12 protein-coding genes and 1 pseudogene are annotated in these 18,275 nt (G+C 65.9%); 9 read left to right on the top strand and 4 right to left on the bottom strand.

Annotated features, from left to right (window positions below):
- Nucleotides 1-51 precede the first annotated feature (51 nt).
- Complete coding sequence (gene recN / locus V5A20_RS04970; protein ID WP_332315521.1) at nt 52-1,770, bottom strand: DNA repair protein RecN; 1,719 nt, start codon at nt 1,768-1,770, stop codon at nt 52-54.
- An 85-nt stretch (nt 1,771-1,855) separates the two neighbouring features.
- On the bottom strand, nt 1,856-5,338 hold the full coding sequence (gene secA / locus V5A20_RS04965; RefSeq protein ID WP_332315522.1) for a preprotein translocase subunit SecA: 3,483 nt from the start codon (nt 5,336-5,338) through the stop codon (nt 1,856-1,858).
- A gap of 379 nt (nt 5,339-5,717) precedes the next feature.
- On the opposite strand from secA, the gene V5A20_RS04960 reads away from it, so the two are divergent.
- Nucleotides 5,718-6,620 carry a universal stress protein gene (locus V5A20_RS04960; RefSeq protein ID WP_332315523.1) on the top strand — a complete coding sequence of 301 codons (903 nt, stop codon included), beginning with the start codon at nt 5,718-5,720 and terminating at the stop codon, nt 6,618-6,620.
- 57 nt (nt 6,621-6,677) lie between these two features.
- On the opposite strand, the gene V5A20_RS04955 is transcribed toward V5A20_RS04960, so the two are convergent.
- Nucleotides 6,678-7,625: a tyrosine-type recombinase/integrase gene (locus tag V5A20_RS04955; protein ID WP_332315524.1), complete on the bottom strand. Its 948-nt coding sequence runs from the start codon at nt 7,623-7,625 to the stop codon at nt 6,678-6,680.
- Between the two features lie 636 nt (nt 7,626-8,261).
- On the opposite strand from V5A20_RS04955, the gene V5A20_RS04950 reads away from it, so the two are divergent.
- The 7 genes from V5A20_RS04950 (at nt 8,262) to V5A20_RS04920 (ending at nt 16,335) form a co-directional block, all read left to right on the top strand.
- Nucleotides 8,262-8,846: a hypothetical protein gene (locus tag V5A20_RS04950; RefSeq protein WP_332326833.1), complete on the top strand. Its 585-nt coding sequence runs from the start codon at nt 8,262-8,264 to the stop codon at nt 8,844-8,846.
- Nucleotides 8,847-8,961: 115 nt separating this feature from the next.
- Nucleotides 8,962-11,331 (top strand): hypothetical protein, encoded by a 2,370-nt coding sequence (locus tag V5A20_RS04945; protein ID WP_332326832.1) that lies wholly within the window; start codon nt 8,962-8,964, stop codon nt 11,329-11,331.
- Between the two features lie 48 nt (nt 11,332-11,379).
- The gene (locus V5A20_RS04940) at nt 11,380-12,279 is read left to right on the top strand and encodes an OmpA family protein (protein WP_332315527.1); all 900 of its coding nucleotides are present in this window, start codon (nt 11,380-11,382) and stop codon (nt 12,277-12,279) included.
- 137 nt (nt 12,280-12,416) lie between these two features.
- The gene (gene corA, locus V5A20_RS04935) at nt 12,417-13,499 is read left to right on the top strand and encodes a magnesium/cobalt transporter CorA (RefSeq protein WP_332315528.1); all 1,083 of its coding nucleotides are present in this window, start codon (nt 12,417-12,419) and stop codon (nt 13,497-13,499) included.
- A gap of 97 nt (nt 13,500-13,596) precedes the next feature.
- Entirely contained in the window at nt 13,597-14,166 is a 570-nt protein-coding gene (locus tag V5A20_RS04930) for a hypothetical protein (RefSeq protein ID WP_332315529.1), read from the top strand.
- Between the two features lie 73 nt (nt 14,167-14,239).
- Entirely contained in the window at nt 14,240-15,484 is a 1,245-nt protein-coding gene (locus V5A20_RS04925) for a hypothetical protein (protein WP_332326831.1), read from the top strand.
- A gap of 41 nt (nt 15,485-15,525) precedes the next feature.
- Complete coding sequence (locus tag V5A20_RS04920) at nt 15,526-16,335, top strand: mechanosensitive ion channel family protein (RefSeq protein ID WP_332315531.1); 810 nt, start codon at nt 15,526-15,528, stop codon at nt 16,333-16,335.
- 10 nt (nt 16,336-16,345) lie between these two features.
- Here V5A20_RS04920 and V5A20_RS14080 read toward each other — a convergent pair.
- Nucleotides 16,346-16,775, bottom strand: a pseudogene (locus V5A20_RS14080) (aquaporin).
- A gap of 345 nt (nt 16,776-17,120) precedes the next feature.
- Between V5A20_RS14080 and V5A20_RS04910 the strand changes: the two are divergent.
- Complete coding sequence (locus tag V5A20_RS04910; protein ID WP_332326830.1) at nt 17,121-18,173, top strand: porin; 1,053 nt, start codon at nt 17,121-17,123, stop codon at nt 18,171-18,173.
- Nucleotides 18,174-18,275: the final 102 nt, after the last annotated feature.

The following is an 18,275-nucleotide window of genomic DNA, read 5'->3' as shown; positions in this document are numbered from 1 at the left end:
GGGCCAGAGGGGCATGTGCCCACCCCGGTGTCCGTGCGCTTCCCGGACATCCTACTCCTCCCGCTCGCCGGCCGCCATCAACTGTCGGGCGCTTTCGAGGGCGGCGTCGGTGATGTCTTCGCCGCTGATGAGAGAGGCGACCTGTGTGGCCTGTTCGTCTTCGTCGAGCCGGTGGATCGTGGTTTTCGTGGTGCCGTCCTCCACGATTTTTTGGACCTTGTAGTGGCGGTCGCCGAGCGCGGCAATCTGGGGAAGGTGCGTGATCGTGATGATCTGGTGGTAGCGGGCCAGGTCGTGCATGCTCTCGCCGACGCGGCGGGCCATGTTGCCGGAGATGCCCACGTCGATCTCGTCGAACACGAGGATGGGCAGCCGCTCGCTCTTGGCGAGGATCGTCTTGAGCGCGAGCATGATGCGGCTGATCTCGCCCCCGGAGGCCACCTCCGCAAGGGGCATGGGGGAGACGCCCACATTGGTGGAGATGAAGAACTCGACCTGGTCTACCCCCTTGCGGAACGCCCGGTAGTTGGCGTCCGCGTCGTCGGGCTGAATCCAGCCGTCGGGCTCTTCTTTGCGTGTGAATCGGACCTCGAACTGGCTGTTGGGCATGCCGAGCGTGCCGAGCTCGTCGAGGATGGCGTCCTCGATGCGGGTGGCCACCTCGCGGCGCTTCTGAGAGAGACGTTGTGCGACGTCGGTCAGGTCGGCCTTCGCGTCCTCAATCTGAGCATCGAGGCGCTCCAGGTTGCCCTCAAAGTCCTGGGCCAGCTCGTACTTCTCCCCGATCTCGCGCCGATGTTCCAGGACGGCCTCTAGGGTGCCGCCGTACTTGCGCTTCAGCTTCTCGATCTCGGTGGTGCGCTCCCGAATCTCCTGCAGGCGCTCCGGGTCGAACTCGACGTGGGCGTTGTAGTCCTGGAGGAAGTTGGCCAGCTCGCTGACCATGATGCGGGCCGACTCGATTTCGTCGACGTGGTCCTCAAACGCGTCGTCGATGCGGGCGAGGTCCTGCAGGTCGTTGCGCGAGACGACGAGCTGGTCGTGGAGCGCCTCCTCGCTCTCGAAGAGGCGCTCGTACAGCTCTTTGGTCGAGGCGTAGAGGTGCTCGGCGTTTTCGAGGACGCGCTGCTCGGCCCGCAGCTCCTCCTCTTCGCCCGGCTGCGGATCGACGGCGTCAATCTCCTCGATCTGAAACTCGTAGAGCTCCTTCTGCTGCCGCAGCTCCCGCTCGCGGGCGGCCAGCGCCTCGCGCTCCTCCACGAGCTCGGCCACCTGCTCGCGCTTCGCCTGGTAGCTTTCGACGAGCCCGCCGAGGCCGCCGAAGCTGTCGAGGAGGCGGAGGTGGGTCTCGGTATGGAGCAGGCTCTGATGCTCGTGCTGCCCGTGCAGGTCGATCAGCTCGCCGGCCACGGCGCGCATCACGTCGAGCGTGGCGGGGGTGTCGTTCACAAAGCCACGGCTGCCCCGGTCCGTGATGCGGCGGCGCAGGATGACGCGGGGGAGGGGACCGGTGGGGATCTCGTTCTTCTCGAGGACGGCTCGGATGCGCGCGGTGTCCGCGTCGTCGAAGATGCCCTCTACGACCGCCTTCGAGGTGCCCTCCCGCACCACGTCGGTGTTTGCCCGCTCGCCCAGAATCATCCGCAGCGCCCCGATCAAGATCGACTTGCCGGCCCCAGTTGCGCCGGTGATGATGTTTAGCCCGCTCCCAAACTCCATCTCCAGCTCTTCGATCAGGGCGTAGTCCCGGACGGACAACGACTGCAACATAGGCAGTGACGGATTGCGAGGTGCGAGTGTCGAACGAGGAGGCCCCCATCATTCGACAGTCGGAAATCGACACTCGAAAGTGGCCTCAGGAGACGAGGGACCAGCCGCCCTGGTTGATCTTCTTCTTGGCGTACTTCCACTTCATCTCCGTGGTCTCGCCGTTGGCGTTGTTGCGGACGGTGACGTACTCGTTGCGGCCCGGCTCGTCGGCCACGGTGACGGGCTGCTTTTCCTCGACGGTGGGGTCGCGCTCGGCCGCCTCGCCCTCCTGGCCGCCGCCCTCTCCGTCGGTATCGATGCTGTAGTCGGGCTGGGCAGAGTCGTGCTGGGTCTGGGCGTTGCGCTGACTGAGGCGCCGGCGCGGGCCCTGGCCCTCCGTCTGTACCTCGTCGTCGACCACCGGCCCGGCGCGGAAGACGAGGGAGACGACCTCTTGGCCAATCTCGGCCATCATCTCAGAGAAGAGGTCGAATGCCTCCATCTTGTACTCCACGACCGGGTCCTTCCGCCCGAACGAGCGGAGGCCGATGCCCTCCTTGAGTTCGTCGAGCTCGCGGAGGTGGTCGGTCCACTTCTCGTCGATCGTCTGGAGCATGGCGGTCCGCTCCAGCGCCTCGTTGATCTCCTGCCCGTTCGTTTCGAGGGCCTCCTCCACGTCCGCCACGGCGCGGATCGCGTCCTGCCCGTCGGTAAAGTCGACGAACACCTGGTCGATCATGTCGTCCCCGCGCTCGTTCTTCAGGTCGCGCAGCGTCTGGTAGAACGGCTGGGCAATGTTCGCGCGCTTCTGCTGGTAGTAGTCGGTCGCCACGTCGTAGACGTGCTCCACGACCCCATCTTCGCCGAGCTGCACAAATTCCTCGCGGTCCATCTCCAGGTCGAAGGCGAGGGTGCGGAGCAGGTCTTCTCGCAGGCCCGCAATGTTGCCCTGCCCGTAGTGGCGCTCCACGAGGGCCTGGACGTACTCGTAGAGCATGTTGAGCACCTGGCCGTGGAACCGCTCGCCGGTGAGGGCCTCGCGGCGGCGCTTGTAGATGACCTCCCGCTGCGAGTTGAGGACGTCGTCGTACTCCAGCTGGCGCTTCCGGATGGCGAAGTTGTTCTGCTCCACCTTCGACTGCGCCCGCTTGATGCTTTTGTTGATCCAGGGGTGTGTGATGACCTCGCCCTCCTCGATGCCCATGCTGTCCATCACCTTCGCCACGCGGTCCGAGCCGAAGAGGCGCATCAGCTCGTCCTCGAGGGAGACGTAGAACTGGCTCTCGCCCGGATCGCCCTGGCGCCCCGCACGGCCCCGAAGCTGCAGGTCGATGCGGCGGCTCTCGTGACGCTCGGAGCCGAGGATGGCGAGCCCGCCGAGCTCACGCACCTCGTCGGTGATCTGAATGTCGGTCCCCCGTCCCGCCATGTTCGTCGCGATCGTGACGGAGCCCTTCTGCCCGGCCTCCGCGACGATCTGGGCCTCCTCCTTGGCCCGGTCCTGCTTGGCGTTGAGGACGTTGTGGGGAATGCCTTCCCGCTTCAGCGTGCGGCTGATCGTCTCGGACACCTCCACCGAGGCCGAGCCCACGAGCACCGGCTGGCCGCGCTTGTTGTACTCCTTCACCTGTTCGACGATGGCGTTGTATTTCTCACGCTTCGTCTGGAAGACGAGGTCGTCCTTGTCGTCGCGCCGCACCGGCTCGTGGGTGGGGACGACCACCACGTCCAGGTCGTAGATCTCGTTGAACTCCTCCGCCTCCGTCTCCGCCGTCCCGGTCATGCCGGACAGCTTGTCGTACATGCGGAAGTAGTTCTGGAGCGTGATGGAGGCGTACGTCTGCGTGGCGTTCTGAATCTCGACCTCCTCCTTCGCCTCCAGGGCCTCGTGGAGGCCTTCCGAGTAGCGGCGCCCCTCCATAACACGCCCGGTGTGCTCGTCGACGATCTGCACCTTGCCCTCCTGCACGATGTACTCGGTGTCGCGCTCGTACAGGGTGAAGGCCTTCAAGAGCTGCTCGATGGCGTGGACGCGCTCGGCCCGCTCCGAGTACGTGTTGTAGACCTCGCGCTTTTTCTCCTGGAGCTCCTTCTCCAGCTCCCGCTTGTCGTTCATGTACTTGTTCTCGCGCTTTTCCTTCGAGAGGTCGTCCCGTTCCTGTAGCTCTTCCTCGAGCTGTTCGACCTTCTCCTCATGCTCGTCCTCGACCTCGGCAATTTCTTCGCCGATGACGGGCAGGACGAACAGGTCCGCCGTCTGGTCCATGATCTTCGCGATGTACTCCTGTCCCTTCTCCGTCATCTCCACGGACTGCTTCTTCTCGTCCACGGAGAAGTAGAGCTCCTCGTCGACGAACGGCATGCGCTTGGCGTTCTCCTGCAGGTAGAAGTTTTCGGTCTTCTGCCGCAGGCGCTCCATGCCCGGCTCGTTGAGCAGCTTCTGGAGCTGCCGGTTCTTGGGGTATCCGCGGGAGGCGCGGAAGAGGGCAAGGCCCGCTTCGTCTTCCAGCTCCTGGGCCCGCCGCGAGTCGTCCTCCTCCTCGGCCTGTTCTTTCTCGTCCAGCAGCTCGCGCGTCTCTTTCACGAGCGACCGGACGAGGCGGCGCTGCGCCTCCACGAGCTGCTCCACCGGGTCGCGCAACTCATTGTACTCGTCGTTCTCCTGGTCGGGCACCGGGCCGCTGATAATGAGCGGCGTGCGGGCCTCGTCGATCAGGACCGAGTCGATCTCGTCGATAATGGCGTAGTGGTGGCCCCGCTGCATCAGCTGCTCGGGCCGGACGACGAACGAGTTGTCGCGCAGGTAGTCAAAGCCAATCTCGTTGTTGGTGCCGTACGTAATGTCGGCCTCGTAGGCCTCCTTGCGGCCCTGCGTGTGCGGGTCGTAGCGGTTGACACAGTCGACCGTGAGGCCGTGGAACTCGTAGATGGGCCCCATCCACTCGGTGTCGCGCTCGGCGAGGTAGTCGTTGACCGTCACGAGCTGGCAGCCCCGGCCCGTGAGGGCGTTGAGGTAGAGCGGCATCACGGCGGCCAGCGTCTTTCCTTCGCCGGTCTTCATCTCCGCGATGCGGCCCTGGTGCAGCACGATGGCGCCCAGGATCTGCACGTCGTAGGGCACCATGTCCCACTCGATCTTCGACCCGCCGGCCGTCCACGTTTCGCCGAGCATGCGGCGGCAGGTCTCCTTGACGACGGCGAACGCCTCAGGGAGCAGGTCCCACAGCGTGTCCTCGACGACGTCCTGCCATTCCTCCTCGAGCGCGTCGAACTCGTCGTAGAGGGCATCGCGCTCCTCAAGCGAGAGGGGCTCGCCCTCCAGCTCGGCCACCTGGCCGTCCCCGCCGACCGGCCCCTCCGGACCCGGGGCCCGCTTCAGCTTCTCGCGGATCTCGTCCTGCCGCGTTTCGATGTCGGCGACGGCCTCCCGAATCTCCGCCCGGAACGCGTCGGTCTTGGCGCGGAGCTCATCGTCGGTCAGGTCTCGAAGCTCCTCGTAGTGCTCGTTGATCTCCTCAACGATGGGCCAGAGCTTGTTGAGCTCCCGCTCATTCGGGTCGCCAAACAAGTTTTTGATCCACTCAAACATGTGTGCGAAGAGGGCGCGTGCCTAGAAAGAGAGACAACGAAGCGCATGCTCCAGCGGCAACGTCCGCTGCACCGACGCTGCCCGCACGGGGACAGCGAGCAAATACAACACGATTGGCACGGAAGGCGCCGGGTTGCGTTCCCGCCCGAACCGGCACAGGCGCCCGCAGTCGGCAGCGCCGCCCGTAGGCTGCAAAAAGCCGTAGGCCGCAAAAAGGGGCGTGCGGAGACGCGCCGGCACGAGGAGGGGGCGAACTTGACCAGCCCCAGGGCAGTTTTTAGCAATGAACACACGACGGTCGTCTGCGAGAGGCAAGTGCAGAGCCTGACTAACGTCCGGACGCAGCCGTTTCCGACTCCATTCCCTGTATCTGCGACCGATGCTCGTCGTCAGCAGAGTTCTGGTTCCCCACGACTTTTCGGAGGCATCGGCCCGGGTGCTGCCCCACGGCCTCGCCCTCGCCGCAAAGATGAGGGCCCGGCTCTACGTCCTCCATGTGACTGACCGGGACGACACGCCCTACCCGGCGCGGGATCTTCGGGCGATTCGCGAAGAGCTGCGGGAGGCGGGTGTGGCTTCGGAGGAGGCCCTGCGGGCGGTTCATATCGAGGGCGTGTCCCGCAAGGACGGGGGCGTCGCGGAGACCATCCACCGGTTTGCCGACGAGGAAGAGATCGATTTGATCGCCCAGGGCACGCGGGGACGGCGCGGGCCGCGTCGGGTTCTGATGGGGAGCGTGGCCGAGGCGGTCATCCGCGGGGCGGACCGCCCGGTGCTTACGCTGCGCGGGGAAGAGGCCGAGGTCCCTCCTGTGCCGGGGCAGATGGAGCGCCTCCTCGTCCCGGTGGATTTTTCGGAGAATGCGCGAGAGGCGGGGCGCACCGCCGCGGAGTGGGCCCGCCTCTACGATGCGCAAGTGGACCTCCTGCACGTCGTGACGGGGACCTCAGCGCCGCCCCCGGACCAAGAGCCGTCGGCCCACGACGAGCCTGGCGCTGGACCGGAGACGAGTGCCCGCCGGGCACTGGCGAGGATGGGGAGAACGCTAGGAGCGCTGGGTGTTCCGGTCGCGGTGCACGTCCGAACCGGCACGGCCGCATCCGCGATCAACAAATTTGTCGAGGACCACGACACCGATTTCATCGTCATGTCCACGCAGGGCCGTACAGGCATCGAGCGGGTCCTGCTCGGCAGCGTAGCGGAGGCCGTGATTCGGCACGTGCCCTGTCCTGTCCTCACAGTGCGGGCGCATGGGCGGTCCATTCGGGCACTCTCCGATTGAGGACGGCGGGGGCAACCGAGGGGGCGAGGCCGGACGTCCGGTCCCACGATGTCCCCGCTACACGTCCAGCTCTTCCAGTTCCTCCGGGTCGCGCTTGAGGAGTCCCTGCTTCTTGTAGTAGATCATCGTCGTGTCCAGGGTGCCGTGGCGCATGCGCTCCTTCACCTCTTCGAGAGGCATCCCGTCGTTGAGCCAGAGGAGGGCCGCCGTGTGGGTGAGGCTGTGCGGCGTCACGCCCTTGCGCTTGATGCCGGCCTCCTTGAGGTAGCCGTTGATGCGGCTCCGCACCGACCGCGTCTTGAGCCGCTTCCCCTTCGAGCGGTGGCCGTGGGAGACGAACAGCGGATCTTCGGGGTGGACGTCTTCCCGGGTGTCCAGGTATGCCTCCACCGCTTCCAGGACGGGCGGGTCGAGCGGGGCCTCCTGGTCTTTCACGTCGCGCCCCTTCCCCTGCACGCGAAGCACCGGGCCCATGAGGGTATGCTCCAGGTCCTCGACGTCGGCCCGGACGATTTCGATCTCACTAAGGCCCGCGTAGAGCATGAGCGCGATGAGGGCCCGGTCGCGCTTGTCGATCTGGGTCTGGTCGTCGACGACCGCCTCCAGTTTCTCGATGTCGGACTCGGTGAGCACCGAGCGCGAGTGGGTGTCGGGCCGTCGGTTGCCCTTCACGCCCGTGGCCGGATTTTCGCCCAGCTCGCCGATGTCGGTGAGGTACTGGCAGAAGCGGCGGAGGGCCGTAAGGTACGTGGACACGGACACCTGGCTCAGGTCGCGGTCCTCCATTAGGTGGCGCTTGTACTCGCGCACGTCGTCTTCCGTGAACCGGAAGTTGTTCTGCTGGACGAACCACTTCTCGAACGAGTTGAGGGAGCGCCGATATGTCCCTACCGTCTCGTCGCTCTTCTCCTTCAGGTAGTCGTCCTGAAAGGCCTGCAGGTGGTCCCGCAGCTCCCGCAGGGAAAGGTCGAGCGCCGGGGCCGGGGAGGAATCGTCGTCGGGCATGGGAGGGGGAGCCGGATGAAGGCAAAGGTGTCGTCTCCAAAGAACGACGCGCGTCGGACGGTGTCAATAACGGAATCCGACTAGGGGCCTCAGCCACTACGGGGAGGGCAAGGCGGCTCCCGTCCCGGCGAGATCTGAAAGTCAAAGTGCCAGCCCTTATCAGGAGGCTGGAAGGGAAAGGCGCCCGTCGGCTCCACGACGGTGAAGCCCGGGGCGCTGGCGCGGGCGCGCAGGCCCTCACTGATCCGCCCGTTCGTCTTGGTTAATGTCGCGGGCGTCTTGTCGGGGGAATGGAGGATGGGAACCAGGAATGGGAACGTACGCCATTATGGATATGGAACGGGGCCGTTCACGAGGGTAGGCTGTCCTCTTCGCCGTTGAGTAAGCCGGTTTCGGAGCGGATCGAAGGAACAAGCCAGAACAAGAAGATCTGTCTGAAACGGTGTAACATATTTTCAAAGCGGGGAACGAAGTATAGTTTCTGGCTTTCGCTGATCCGGTTGGTGCCCGCTTCAGCAGTTCGCATCGCCGTAAGGTACTCGCTTGTCCCGTCTGGCGTATCTCCTCCAGGTTCTCCCTGCCAGGTTGTCCCTGCGCCACATCCCGCCGCTTCTTCTCCTCAAGTCTCCTTCTTTCATGTTCTTGGACCGTGTTCTTCCCTTTAGCTCTTGTTGCCTGCACCAGACGAGTGGGAGGGGAGTCCTCGGAATTATTGCCTTGGCGCTGAGCTTGGGGCTCGTGGCCTGTGATTCAAACGGTGGGGGGCCGCCGCCGTCGGACCTGGAAGGCACGTACGAAATCCAGGAGATGCGTTTTACGGTCTCGGGGGTAAATAACTTTGACATTCTCGCCGACACGCTCATGGCCTCCGATAGCCCGCCGCCGTCCCCCCGAATGGAGTTTTTTGGGGGCAATGCCACAGTGAACCTCATCTACCGGCTCGAAGGCAGTCCTGGCAGCTCCTTGCTCTCTGGGCAATTTTCGACGGGACAGGACCGGGTTACGGCTGACTTCAGCAACGTTAGTGAAGAGAACCGATTTGACCTTCTGCTTCCCGCCGTCGTGCGCTTGCAGCGAGAAAACAGTGGTGCTCGCCTCGTGGTGAACCAGGAGGTGCGCGACGTGAACCTGCGGGAATACTCGTCGGATCGCTACGGCGGGCTGACGCAGAACGTCAATGGCACGCTCCGGATGGAGCTGGAGCGGGTCCAGGCCCAGTAGGGGCATCCACGCTTTACATTCTCAGGCCGGTCTCTTTGGGGACATTTCCCCATCGGTGCGTTGCATCTCTTTTTCCGCCTCCTCCACATTCCTTTCCTCAGCGGTCTTCGATGTTATGGTAGCTTCCTCCTGTTCTCGTCTTCTCGCTTTCGTTCGACGGGTTTCGGGGGCTCAGGTCCTCTTCGTTACGGGGGGGCTCCTGCTGGCGGCGCTGATGGCGGCACGTCCGGCCACGGCCCAGTTCCGCGACGTCGGGTATACGTTCGAACCTGGGGTGCAGGGCGTCTTCGAAGATGACGCCGCGGCGATTGGGAGCAGCACGCTCTACGGGGGGGCGCTGGGCCTCAGCTTCGGCCGGTACTTCCAGGCCAGCGCCGAGTATTTCGCAAATACGGGAGCCAGGACGGACTTCTCGAACATTGATCGGCTGAACGGACTGGTGAACCGGGACGTGGACGTGCGGCGCCTCGGGACGCGCCTCCGGTTCAACCTGTACGACCGGCGTGTCATCCCCTACCTCACGGTGGGCAGCGGCGTGATGCAGTTCGATCCGGACGGCGCGGAGCGGACCCGCACGATCTACGGGACGGCGGGCGGCGGCGTGACGTTTAGTGCCTACGACCGGTACCGGATCTCTGTCGGCGCCGAGATGCTGGGATACCGGTACGATCCGGTGGCGACGTTCCTGGGACCGACCGGGGCGCAGAACTTCGAGACCGGAACCGAACTCGTCACGTCGCCGGCCCTTACGGCGTCGCTGGCGCTCTACCTCGGGGGCCGGTCGCTCGAGGAGCAGACGGCCGTGGATCAGGCGCTCCAGGAGCAGTTTGGGGGTGAAGGATTCCTGCGCGGGGTGCAGTTGTACGTCAATCCGTTCCACGGACGAATCGAATTTAACGACGCCCTCGGATTTCCGAAAGACCAGAACCTGAGCGGCGTGAACGCCGGGGTGTCGCTTGGCCCCTACGTGGGGCTGCGCGGCTTTTATTGGCGCGGGCGACAGGGCACTGCGGTGACGGATAATCTTACGGGCGGGTTCGAGGAACTGCAGATGTATGGGGGCGAGCTGAAGCTGCGTCTTAACCTCGCGCCGGGCCGTGGCTTCGTTCCGTACGCCAAGGTGGGGGGGGGATATCTGGATGTGCTGGGCGGGTATTCCGGCGACATTCCCGAAAGCACGTTGCCCCCGGAAGACCGCTTCTTCGGCATGGGAGGCATTGGGCTTGAAGTGCCGCTTACGCAATCGGTGAAGTTCTCGGGCGGCGCGCGAGGCCTCGTCATGGACAATCCGAACACGGTGGAGGCGGGCGACCCCGGCGACCTCTACGGAAGCCTGATGTACACGGCCGGAATTGAGTTTCGCATTGGCGGCGGCAGAACGGACCGCCCGACGCCGCGGCCCCAGCCCGAACCGGTGCTCGCCCCGGCGGACACGCCGGAGGCTGAAGATGATACCACCTCGGAGCAGCAACGGCTCCGGGCGCGGGCCGACTCGCTGGAGCGGGCCCTCACGGCCCTCCAGACCGGTTCCCGACGGCCGTCCCGTGCCGACACGACCGGAGGACCGGTAGTAGGGCCCACGGCGCGGCAACAATCGAACCTGTCCGACCGCACGATGACGGTGCCCGTGCCGGAGAGCGGGGAAATCTACGTTCGCTTCGGGGACGACGCACAGCCCCAGGTCCGCTCGTCCAGGCAGGGAGCGCAGGCCGACGGCCCAGCCCAGGCTGTGCCGGAAGACGTAGAGCAGCGGGTCCGCAAGGCCCTGCGCCAGCAGCTCCAGCAGCAGGGGCGGGCCGACAGCGCCCGGGCCCTCACCGACGCCGACATTGAGCGGCTGATCCGGCAGACCGTGCGCGACGCAGTGACCCAACGTGAGGCCGGCAGGACCCGGCGCGACCAGCAGCATGAGGAGACCGCGCAGGCCCAGCGGGTGCAGCGTCTCCAAGACCAGGTCGACAAGCTTCAGCGCCAGTTGCAGGAGCAAGAACGGGCTGAGCAGCCCCAGCCGTCCCGCTCGGCTCCGGCAGGCGACGGCACGCAACCGTTCTACCGTGAGACGCTGGGCCGACCGCTGACCTACTTGGTCCCCATCGTGGGCTTCCGGGGCGGAAAGGTCACGAACCAGGCCCACCTCGGCCTTCGTGCCGACTACCGGACCTCGCCCACGTCCCGGTTCCACATCATTCCTGAGTTCGGGCTGGGGGTTGGGAATGGGCAGCTCTCGCCGTCCTTCTTCGTCAGCGGGGCCTACAGCTTCCTGCGGAACACCACCACGGAGCTCGTGGGAGTGCCCCTGGAGCCCTACGCGGGACTTGGGGGCGGAATTTCGAGCCTGGGCGGATTCACGTTTGAGCCGGTCCTCATCAGCACGTTCGGGCTCGACTATCGCTTCCAGGGCGGTCGGCGCGTCTTCCTGGAGTACAGCACCTTCGATGCGTTCAGCAGCCACCGTGTGCACGTCGGGGTCCGTGTGCGGCTGTAGTGGCGTCCTCCCGCAGGACCGCGCTGTCTCGTACAATCGAAGGGCGTCATGACGCGAACCGGCGATACATGCTGGATGCTCCTCCGATCGGGACTGGGGGGGCTGTGTCTTGTGGGCGCAGCTCTGCTGGCGGTGGGCCTGAGCCAGCAGACCTATGCACAGAGCGCACCGCCGGACTCCCAAGCGATGCGACCGCAGGGGATTGAGCGGGTGCAGGATCGGATCGAAGAGATCCGCCAGTCGCCCAATCAATGGCGGGAGCGGCTCGGGACCCGCCTGGCGCCGCGGGACGCCCCGCCGATGTCCCAGCCAGAAGCCCGCCCGCTCGCCGGGCGCGGACTGACGCGGGCCGACCTGCGACGGCTCGAGCGTCGGCTGCAGGCCGTCATTCGGGATCTCCTGGCGGAGGGAGACGCAGGGCCTGCGCTGGCCCGGGAGACGGCCGAGCAATTTCGATTTCTGCCCGCCGACACCGCTCGCGTCGAGGCTCCAGTGTCAGACACCGTGACGGTCGTGGACTCGGTACGGGCGGCGCCCGACACGGTGCGGCGGCCCCGCGTCGATGTCGTTGAGCGGCGATTGCTTGATACGGGCGTCTTCCGGGGATACGAGGTCAACTTCGCGTTTGGGGAGAGCACCCTCCAACCCCGGGCCACCCGGACGCTGGACGCGGTTGGGGACGTGGTGGAGCGCTACCCGAAGCTCCGAATCGAGATCGGGGGCCACACTGACTCGATTGGGGCGGACGCTTTCAACCAGCAGCTCTCGGAGGCGCGAGCCGGAGCGGTTCGCACGTACCTGCTGGATGAGTTTGACATCGCCCCCGGCCGGCTCGTTGCGCGCGGATACGGCGAGGCTGAGCCGGTCGCCTCGAACGAAGAGCGGTCGGGACGGGCGTTGAATCGCCGCGTGGAATTTCGGGTGCTGAATCCGGATGTCGTCGAATGACGGCGGGCCCCGCCTGTGGACCGGACGCGAGTGGGGGCGACATCTGGGGCGAACGGTTTGTCTCTCGGGGGCCCGTCGGTTACATTTCCTCGGCGGACTTGTCCCTTCTTCCCCTCCGTCACCGGTTTTGCGCATGCATGTCCAGTCCCGAAGGCAACTTCGTCTCGCCCGGCCACGAGCAGAAAGTTGGACTCCCTCCTGGCTCGGTGGTGTTCGTGGGGGAGGAGAAGAGTGCGCCGATTGCGTTTCGGGTCCTGGAGTACGGGCCGGATCATCTGTTCGAGACCGATGAGGAAGGCATCGACGAGGTGCTTCGGTACCGAGACACGACGCCCGTGACGTGGATCAACGTGGCGGGGGTGCACGACGAGTCGGTGATCCGGACCATCGGCGACCACTTTCACGTGCATCCGCTCGTTCAAGAGGACATCGTCCACACGGGGCAGCGCCCCAAGCTCGATGCCCAGGAGAACTACATTTACCTCGTCGTCAAGATGGTCTATTTCGACGACGATCGCGAGGGAGAGCTGCGGGCCGAGCAGGTGAGCTTCCTGGTGGGAGAGCGAAACCTCATCTCGTTTCAGGAAGATCCCGGGGACGTCTTCGATCCCGTCCGCAAGCGCATCCGGAACGGGCGGGGGCGCATCCGTGATCAGGGCCCGGATTATCTGGCCTACGCCCTGTTGGACGTGATCGTCGATCACTACTTCGTGGTCCTGGAGGAACTGGGGGCCCGCACCGAGGACCTCGAAGATGAAATCATGGGGGAGGAGGCCCAAGACGTGGAGGACAAGATCCACGACCTGCGGCGCGACCTGATTTTTATGCGCCGGATGACCTGGCCGATGCGAGAGCTTCTGCATCAGCTCGAACGGCTCGACGCGCCGCTCTGGGACGACACCAACCAGCCGTACGTGCGCGACACGTACGACCATGTGGTGCAGGTGCTCGACCTGGTGGAGGCCCTTCGGGACACGGCCAGCGGGCTGCACGACTTGCACATGACCTCGATCAGCAACCGCATGAACGAAATCATGAAGGTGCTGACGATCATCGGGACGATCTTCATTCCGCTGACGTTCATCGCCGGCATCTACGGCATGAACTTCGAGTACATGCCCGAGCTGGGCTGGGCCTGGGCGTATCCGGCCGTGTGGGGACTCATGATCGCCCTGGCAGGGGCGCTCCTCCTGTATTTTCGCCGCCGCGAGTGGATCTGACGCGTACGGCGTCCGGAAGGACATTGGAGCGGCGGCTCATTCCATTTGGCTTCAGGGCTCCTCCGGTTTGTTTCTGTTGATGGACACTGCGTATCCCATGGATTTGATGTCGACGCCCGAACTGCCCGCCTACGAACGTGGGGACGCGCTCGAAGACCTGCTGCGGGCCCGGGGGCACGAGACCGGAGAGCCGGAGCAGGCCCTCGACGTGCACCCGGAGGCCGCCGTCATCCACGAGTTTTCAAAAGAGGAGTACTGGAAGTGGCTCGCCTCGCTGATGGAAGAGGGGAGCGAGTTGGACGAGCACCTCGACGACCTCCTCGAATCGGTCTACGACCTCGAACCGGCCTTCTACGACCGTGCAGGCCGGAGAGAGCTCCGCGATCTTCTGGGCCGGCTGCATGAGGTGCGCACGTCCGTCCGGGCGTTTGAGCAGGACGTGGAGCAACTGTCGTTTGCGTTTGCCAAGGCCGACACGATTGAAACCCAGGGAGCGGACAACGCGGAGCTCATCCTCGCGAGCATCAAGCGCACCTACGACCGGGCCTACGACCTGTGCCTGTACAAGCTCGACCGGATCAGCGATGGATGGGTGACGGCCACCAACCTCCTGATTAGCCTCACGATTCTCATCGTTACCATTCTTTTCTGGATGGAATTTCGGTAGGGACCCGGCCCTGCCACACGGCCGTCGCTGTTTCCTCTTCGTTTTGGGAGGGTCAAGCCTCTGTACAGGTGCCATGACTGACGAGTGGGACGTGGACGACGATGCGATTTGGGGGTACGTGTCGCCCAGCGAAGCGCGCGTGCCGGAGCCGCCCGTCGAGGAGCAGCTCTACGTGGGCCTGTCGGTTCTGCGGGCGGGCCTGGCGCGGCTCCGGGCCTGGGTCTCCGGGGACGCGGTCCCGGGAGAGACGCGAACTGTGGACGAAGACCGAGCGGCGGAGGGCGGCGGGGCACTTTCCGACGCGCTTCGCGACCGGCTGGCGCCACCCCCCGACTGGACGGAGGCGGTGGCCGCGCTGGACGAGGTGGTGGGGCCGGACCCGGAGGCGATGGAGACGCCGCCCCTGGTGTACGAGCCGGCCTACCACGACGCTCCGTCCATCGTCGAGGCGTGGGGGACACGTCAAGACGCGGTGGTGCTGGAGCCCCCACCGCGCGGTCGTCTTGGGGAGGAGGACGGAGCCGCGTGGGTGGATGCGCAGCGGGAGGAAGGGGCGCCCTGGGTGCTGCCGCGCCTGGAGCGGTGGTGGCTGCGCACCCCGGACGGACTGGCCTTCGTGCGGGCGCTCCTGGATGCCTGGGCGGCGGGGACGCTGGGGCGCGGCGTGATCGGGGTCGATCGTCATGCCTGGCGGTACCTGCGGCGGGCATGGCCGGGGCGGGCGCCGCGCCGCGTCACCCTCCAGCCGCTGTCGGCCGGGGCCCTGGCGCGCTGGTTTCGGGCGCTCGCCCGACAAGGCGGAGCTTCCGAAGGATCTGTAGAGGAACGGGACGACGGTCGTGTGCTGCCAGGCGCCGGGCGGCCCTCGGAGCCGGGGCCCGCCGCGACAGAAGAAGAGGAGCCTCCCTCGACCTTCCTGCAGTCGCTTGCCGCCTTCAGCGACGGGGATCCCGGCGTGGCGTGGGCGCTGTGGCGGCACAGCCTCCGGGCCCCCCGCCCGGCGACAGCCGGCTCGGCGACTGCGGAGGTCCCGCCCTGGGCCGACCTTGATCGTCCCGAGCGCCCGGACGACCTTGACCGTCCAGGGCTTCTCCTCCTGCATTCGTTGGTCCTGCACGGCGGACTTTCGGACGCGACTCTCGCGCACGTGATGCCGGTGGACCGTTACGAGCGCCGCGACCGGCTGCGAACGCTTCGCCGTGCGGATGTCCTCACGAAGGACGGCGAGACGTGGCGGGTGACGTCCCTCGGGTATCCCGTCGTCTGTGGCCTCCTTCGAGACGAGGCGTATCTTTCGGACCGACGGGACGACGGATAAGACCGCCGAATCTGTGTGTGCTTCTCAGTGTAGGGCTTCCCATGACGCCTGAGCCGACAGACATACTGCGCGAGATTCAGATTGAGGGCCTGGTGGCGGTCGCGGCCATCCTGGCGGTCGCCGTGACGCTCACGCTGCTGGTGCAGCGCTATGGCCCGCGCCTGGCCGAGCAGCTGCCCGGGCGCTACCGGCTCTCGGCCCTGGCCTTGGTGCCGTTGCTGCGCCTCGTAATCATCGCGACGGCCCTTGTGCTCATCGTCCCGCAGTTGATTGAGCCGACCTTCGAGAACCTGGTTGCCATTCTGGGGGCGGCGGGGCTGGCGATCGGCTTTGCCCTCAAAGACTACGTCAGCAGCCTCCTCGCGGGCATCGTCGTCATCTACGAGGGGGCATATCGCCCGGGCGACTGGGTAGAGGTGGAGGGCGAGTACGGCGAGGTGCGGACCGTGGGCATGCGGGCCATGGAGATGGTGACGCCGGACGACACGGTCATCGTCGTGCCGCACCAGGCCCTGTGGACCCAGCTCATCCACAACGCCAACGATGGGACGCAGGACCTGCAGTGCGTGGCGGACTTCTACCTCGATTCCGAGCACGACGGCCGCCAGGTCCGCGCCCTCCTGCGCGACGTGGCCCTCACAAGCCCGTACCTGCAGATCGAGCGCCCCATCGACGTCGTCGTGGCGGAGCAGCCGTGGGGCACGCACTACCGCCTCAAGGCCTACCCGGTGGACCCCCGCGACCAGTTCCGATTCACGACCGACCTGACGGTGCGGGGACAGGCGGCGCTGCGAGCGGCAGACCTGCCCCCCGCGCGGGCACGACGCCCAGTCGAAGGGGCCGAAGGGTGAGCAGAATGGCTCATCCGCCCATCCACGCCGAAAGCTCGAGGGGAACGTGGGCCCCGCCGAGGAAGAGGTATGCGCCCGCGGCCAGGGCGCCCCCGGCCATGGGCTCGAGAACCGGAATCCAAGCGTAGCCCCAGTGGCTGTCGCGCTTTCCAGGAATGGGCAGCGCCAATCATCTGCGCGGCGATGTACATGGGCACCTCCGCCCATGGAAACTTGCCGGCCACGGCGAGCCCGAGCGTGACAGCCGGGTTGATGTGGGCGCCGCTGACCCCGGCCACGGTAAACAGCGCCACGAACACGGCCGTGCCCCACCCAAACGTGATTGCGATCCAGCCCGCGCCTTCGCCTTTGGTGCCGTCGAGGACGACATTTGCGACCACACCGTTGCCCAGAAGGAGAAGAAGGGTGGTTCCGATGAGTTCGGCAAGGAACAGAGACATGATCTGATCAATGGGGCCGAAAGGCACGGGAGAGAGCGCATCCACACGGAGGGACGCATCAGTCCACCCCCAGTTGCGAGTGTCGGTGGGGCATGCACTGAGGGACGAAGAAGGTACTCATTGCGTGTGTCAACGACAATCCGATCAACGAGATACGTCCCCGGCGGGGATCGCCCCGGAGCCCCCGTCAGGCTCGAAGGCAGGCGGGGGCGAACTGGGGGCGAAACCCCTGAATTCCTCCTCCGTGTCGGACCTGTCGCGAATCTCACTTGCTGCCCGTCGTGCAGTCTCGTGAAGGACCGGCGGCACCTCGTCAATTCCACTCGTTATCGTTGACGCTGAATCATGACGACGCTTGTTGCTGTCCTGAGACGAGCCCTTCTGGGCCTCGCTGGACTCCTCATTGGCCTCAGCACAATGGCCCGGCCGGCGGCTGGACAGTCGCCCGGCGGCACCGGCGTAACGGTTGGGGCGGGCGATGCCCTTCGGGTGGGAGGGCTCGTGCAGGCGGATGCGGTTCTGGGGCGGGAGACCGGTCCGAGCGACGGGTTTCGGGCCCGAAGTGCGCGGCTTCGGCTCGGCGGGCAGGCAGAGGGCGTCTCGTACGTCGTCCAGACCGATTTTGCGTCGTCGAGTCCCCTGCTCGACGCATTTGTGCAGCTCCCGCTGGCAGATCGGCTTCGTCTCCGCGGAGGCCTCTTCAAAACGCCGTACAGTGCTGAGCTTCTAACCCCCCGGCCGCGCATCCGGTTCGCCGAGCGGGCCCGTGGGGTCAACGCCCTGGCCCCGGCCCGGCAGGCGGGCGTGCAGCTGTCGGGCGACCTGACGCCAGAGGAGAGTGACGCACAAGTGATTGCCACGCTTGGGGCCTTCAACGGCACGCGCGGCCTCAGCCCAAACGACAACGACCGCCTCTTGTACCTTGGGCGCCTGCGTGGGGCTGTGCCCCTCGGGCCCGGCGAGCTTGACGTCGGGGTGAGCGGGGGCTACAGCATTGACGACCAGGCCACAATTCCGAACACTGCTCCCTCGTTTGCCGGAACGCGTCTCCTCCTACAGGCCGACGCCCAGTACGAGGCTGGACGGTGGCTCGTGGCAGGAGAATTCCACACCGCGGACCTAGACCCCGATGGATCCGCCGTCCCAGAGGTCGGCTCCCAATCGCCCGTTGGGTTTTACGCGACGGCCGGCGTCGACGTGGGGGCGGGGCACCAGGTGCTCGCTCGGCTTGACGGTTACGACCCCGATACGCCCCGCCTCGCGGATCCCGACGACCAACTTGTCCTCGGGTACAACTACGACGCCTCCTCGGTCTTGCGGGTGCTGGTGAACTACCAGGCGCCGGCCGATGCCCTTGCGGACGGCTTCGTCACCGGGCGGCTGCAAGTTGCCTTTTAGGATCTGGGATGTTGATTTTGGATCGGCTCGTGAGAGCGAGCACCGACGAGTCGAAAATTGAGACCTGGGGGAGGACGGCGGGCGAACCACCGGCTGAGCCCC

The sequence above is a fragment of the Salinibacter sp. genome, assembly GCF_036626415.1.
Lineage (GTDB): Bacteria > Bacteroidota > Rhodothermia > Rhodothermales > Salinibacteraceae > Salinibacter.
The sequence above is the reverse complement of the archived record's forward strand: the minus strand, read 5'-3'. Positions and strand labels throughout refer to the sequence as shown.

Coding starts and splice junctions, on each gene's coding strand:
- V5A20_RS04950 (WP_332326833.1), top strand. CDS start 8,262: ATGTTCTTGGACCGTGTTCTTCCCTTTAGCTCTTGTTGCCTGCACCAG.
- V5A20_RS04910 (WP_332326830.1), top strand. CDS start 17,121: ATGACGACGCTTGTTGCTGTCCTGAGACGAGCCCTTCTGGGCCTCGCT.
- V5A20_RS04945 (WP_332326832.1), top strand. CDS start 8,962: ATGGTAGCTTCCTCCTGTTCTCGTCTTCTCGCTTTCGTTCGACGGGTT.
- V5A20_RS04920 (WP_332315531.1), top strand. CDS start 15,526: ATGACGCCTGAGCCGACAGACATACTGCGCGAGATTCAGATTGAGGGC.
- recN (WP_332315521.1), bottom strand. CDS start 1,770: ATGTTGCAGTCGTTGTCCGTCCGGGACTACGCCCTGATCGAAGAGCTG.
- V5A20_RS04955 (WP_332315524.1), bottom strand. CDS start 7,625: ATGCCCGACGACGATTCCTCCCCGGCCCCGGCGCTCGACCTTTCCCTG.
- secA (WP_332315522.1), bottom strand. CDS start 5,338: ATGTTTGAGTGGATCAAAAACTTGTTTGGCGACCCGAATGAGCGGGAG.
- V5A20_RS04940 (WP_332315527.1), top strand. CDS start 11,380: ATGACGCGAACCGGCGATACATGCTGGATGCTCCTCCGATCGGGACTG.
- V5A20_RS04925 (WP_332326831.1), top strand. CDS start 14,240: ATGACTGACGAGTGGGACGTGGACGACGATGCGATTTGGGGGTACGTG.
- corA (WP_332315528.1), top strand. CDS start 12,417: ATGTCCAGTCCCGAAGGCAACTTCGTCTCGCCCGGCCACGAGCAGAAA.
- V5A20_RS04930 (WP_332315529.1), top strand. CDS start 13,597: ATGGATTTGATGTCGACGCCCGAACTGCCCGCCTACGAACGTGGGGAC.
- V5A20_RS04960 (WP_332315523.1), top strand. CDS start 5,718: ATGCTCGTCGTCAGCAGAGTTCTGGTTCCCCACGACTTTTCGGAGGCA.